The following is a 3,111-nucleotide window of genomic DNA, read 5'->3' as shown; positions in this document are numbered from 1 at the left end:
CACAATGGCTCGCCTATCGAATGGCGGCAGCAGGAATTTAGCGACCAAGTTCAGCACCTCTCGTCGTCAGCGGGCGATCAGGAGAAAAAGACTGAATCGGCTTCTTGAGCGAAAATTTCCGCAACTATTAGCGGATCACTCTTGGAAAGGTCATACGGGCAGAACACTTCCGCACAATATTCATCCCGATGCTCCAAGAAAACTTTAACCGCATCGAGACCAGCATCATCACTACGCGGCAACCATACATTGGAAGCTATACCGTAAGCGACCGCCCAATTCTTCCGCTCCTGCAGCGCTAACTGAAGCAGCCTCATCCGATCTGCGGCGCCTCCACCATCCATCTGGACGCCTGCATGCACTATATCTCCAGTGGAGGCAAGGTAAACTCCAAACGGGTGAAACTCCCCATGCTCGACAAGCATCTTTCTGGCGAACTGCAGCATATCTCCGAGTATTCTCTCGACCTCTTCTTTAGGCGTCATCTTTTAGGTCCTAGGTCATCTCGGCGAACAACTGTCGACTGCCGCTCCACTGTAGAGCTTACCTTAGTATTCGCCCCCGTTACGACGACATGCTCTCGCCCAGTCGCCTGAGCATGTTCCCGTTGCGCTCTGAGTTGCGATGAATCAGACAGTCGCTTTGCATCCTTAATTTCGCCGACCTGCCGAGAATTCTTGAAATCAGGAATTGTCGGCCCGTGTGAGGTCAGCGCCCTTTCCGTGTTCTTGACTTCACCGATGGCGCCAAGAACCCTTGCTTCCGACGCTACTCCTCGTGCCATCGCGCCAGCACCATCACCCAGCTTGGTCGCGAGCTTGATCCAGCGTCAGATGTTCAACCGACCCCAAAGTACGACGCTTACCGTGCGCCCAAGTGACGATCCAAGCTTTGTGCCCTGAGGGTTGCACACGAAGAATCAGACCACGTACCTGAGCGTCCCTGAGCTCGTAGGGGCGATCTCGGGGCTCCGACGTAAGAACGATGCGTTTGGTGAGTGCAGATGACATCGGGCGGGTTGTCCGTAAGTGGCGATAAGGCCAACTTAGGGCAGGATGCGAAGCGATGTTTGGGTGCGGATTGTCCTCAACTAAGTCTCTGTTGGCATCAGAGAAGGAACGGCACGTGAGAGGACCTCAACGCAGACATCATCGGAGAAAACAGCGTAATGCGCCACATGCCCTGAAGAGTTAACTCCACCGCTCGAGTTCTCCAACCACGTCAGCAACGATGAGCTGGTTGCACGCATCAGGTTATGCCTGACCACCACTACGCCTGACTCCCAGTATTCGTGGAGGCTTCCCTCCTGAGTAATTCGAACGGTCAACGGCGTTGCGAACATCAGAACCCAGGCCTTCTTTCCCGCATTCTCGAACAAATCTACAGCCAGAGATCCGTCAATCGAATATCTAATTTCCCCAACATCCCACGAGTGATCCCCGTCCATTTCGTCAGGTCGCCACTCTTCAAAATTTGCAGAACGCTGTCCAATCATGGCTTCTCCCCATATCTAAACTCATCAGTGGTTCGACCATCCTGGCGCTGAACCTCCAGCGTCGGCCGTCCGTCCTTGGAGTAGTTTCTATCAATCACTCGACTTCCATCCTCCAACTGCCCCACGCGGGTTCCGTTAGGCTTTGTGTCAACATCCTTGGGGCCCAGCGCGTCAAAGTCCTTTGCTTTTTGATCTGATTCAGCTCCTCTATCCCATACCCGGGTGCCTCGAGTAGTGACATTCTCAATGGTCGATTCACCTCGCAGTCCAGCTACGCTATTGGGAGACTGCTTTCCCCCTCCCCCCTCCGTCGAGTCGGCCGGATCAGCCCCTTCATTCCGCTGAATGGAATCAATGGCGTTTGAGGCCACCCCCCCCCGTACGCTACTGCCAAAATTGCGGGAAGCGCCAGAGCATCAGCTATGGTGTTCACCTCACCAGAACATCGATTCTCATTACAGGTAGCGGCCCGACCATCCGGATCCGTGAACTTGTACGGATTCCCGTTGGCATACCGGTACCGATTGAACTGCCCAACCGGCTGCGCATACGCCGTCACAGGATCAACCGACAGGAACACACCCAACTGCGGATCAATGTGCCGCTGCCTTAGTTAACCAGCGGAGCGGAGATTACCCATAACGATGCCGCTATCCATAGATTCAGGCCGCCAGCACGTCGACGACTGGAAACGCGAAGAATTTAAGATAGGGGGCTGGCTCAATACTGAAATCAGCCGACTCCACCCTCCAATCGTTTGGATACCCAAAAAAAATCGCACCTCGGCGACCGTACAATTCATCGCGCAGCAGACGATCAAGGCCATCTATGTCTGCATCAGCGAGCAAGCGTTCAATCATACGCCTTTCCTGCGCAATGATATTGATCACGAAGTAGACTCTATCCTGCAAGGGTTTACTGAAGTCCGCCTCCACACAGATTGCGTAGAAGTATCGACCACCATCTTCCATGACTTGCTGCAACTCACCGTCGTACCATTCCACAATCAAGTCGATCTTCACTTGTAAACCTCATTGAACTTCTGAGCCACTTTCTCCGTTACTGGCTTGGGGAGTTCCACAGTATGGTGGTTCGGATTGTTCCCGGTTTGAGGTGTATTGAACGCGCTCTTTGCCTCCGCCTGATCGGCAACCCGGTTTTTGATTCTATCTGCCGCACTCACCCTCTCCTGCGCTTTGACCGAAACCCCATGCGGGAACCCGGCCTTCTCCGCTTTGACGGCTTGAGCTGCAAGCGACTCAGCGCTTTCTGCACCCTTTCCAAATCGGACAAAGAACCCTGCCGCCTTGACCCCGCTCTTTCCACCCGGGGCACGGGACATCACCGCGCCCACAATCATGCCCTTGAAATCGCCATTCAAGGCGTCTGCAACAGTCCCCAACGGGCTTCCGATCGTGTTCAGGACCCGACTTGGCTCCCCTTTCCACGCCTGTTCAAACTCAGCCTCCGTCATGCACGCCCCCGTGCTTGTATAGCAGCGGCCGTCAGGGTCCTTGAACCTGTAAGGGTTGCTCGCAGCGTAACGATAGCGGTTGAACATTCCGACAGGATTCTCGTGAGCCGTCACCGGGTCCACCGACAGAAACACACCCAAC

Annotated in this window: 5 protein-coding genes and 1 pseudogene; all 6 read right to left on the bottom strand. The window is 54.5% G+C overall.

Features of this window, described 5'->3' with window-relative positions:
- Positions 1-77: 77 nt before the first annotated feature.
- A complete protein-coding gene (locus ABR323_RS21790) occupies positions 78-485 on the bottom strand; it encodes a hypothetical protein (RefSeq protein ID WP_439450806.1) in 408 nt (135 codons plus the stop codon).
- Complete coding sequence (locus ABR323_RS21785) at positions 482-784, bottom strand: putative toxin (protein ID WP_439450805.1); 303 nt, start codon at positions 782-784, stop codon at positions 482-484. The genes ABR323_RS21790 and ABR323_RS21785 overlap by 4 nt, the downstream gene beginning before the upstream one ends.
- A 13-nt stretch (positions 785-797) precedes the next feature.
- Positions 798-1,010 (bottom strand): Arm DNA-binding domain-containing protein, encoded by a 213-nt coding sequence (locus ABR323_RS21780; protein WP_439450804.1) that lies wholly within the window; start codon positions 1,008-1,010, stop codon positions 798-800.
- A gap of 756 nt (positions 1,011-1,766) precedes the next feature.
- Positions 1,767-2,054 carry a hypothetical protein gene (locus ABR323_RS21775; RefSeq protein WP_439450807.1) on the bottom strand — a complete coding sequence of 96 codons (288 nt, stop codon included), beginning with the start codon at positions 2,052-2,054 and terminating at the stop codon, positions 1,767-1,769.
- A gap of 103 nt (positions 2,055-2,157) precedes the next feature.
- Complete coding sequence (locus ABR323_RS21770) at positions 2,158-2,517, bottom strand: hypothetical protein (protein ID WP_439450803.1); 360 nt, start codon at positions 2,515-2,517, stop codon at positions 2,158-2,160.
- A pseudogene (locus ABR323_RS21765) lies at positions 2,514-3,111 on the bottom strand (hypothetical protein); the annotation flags it as partial. The pseudogene ABR323_RS21765 and the gene ABR323_RS21770, both read right to left, overlap by 4 nt.

This window comes from Stenotrophomonas sp. ATs4 (assembly GCF_051861585.1).
GTDB classification, from domain to species: Bacteria; Pseudomonadota; Gammaproteobacteria; order Xanthomonadales; family Xanthomonadaceae; genus Stenotrophomonas; species Stenotrophomonas maltophilia_AS.
This window is presented reverse-complemented; position numbering and strand designations above follow the sequence as displayed.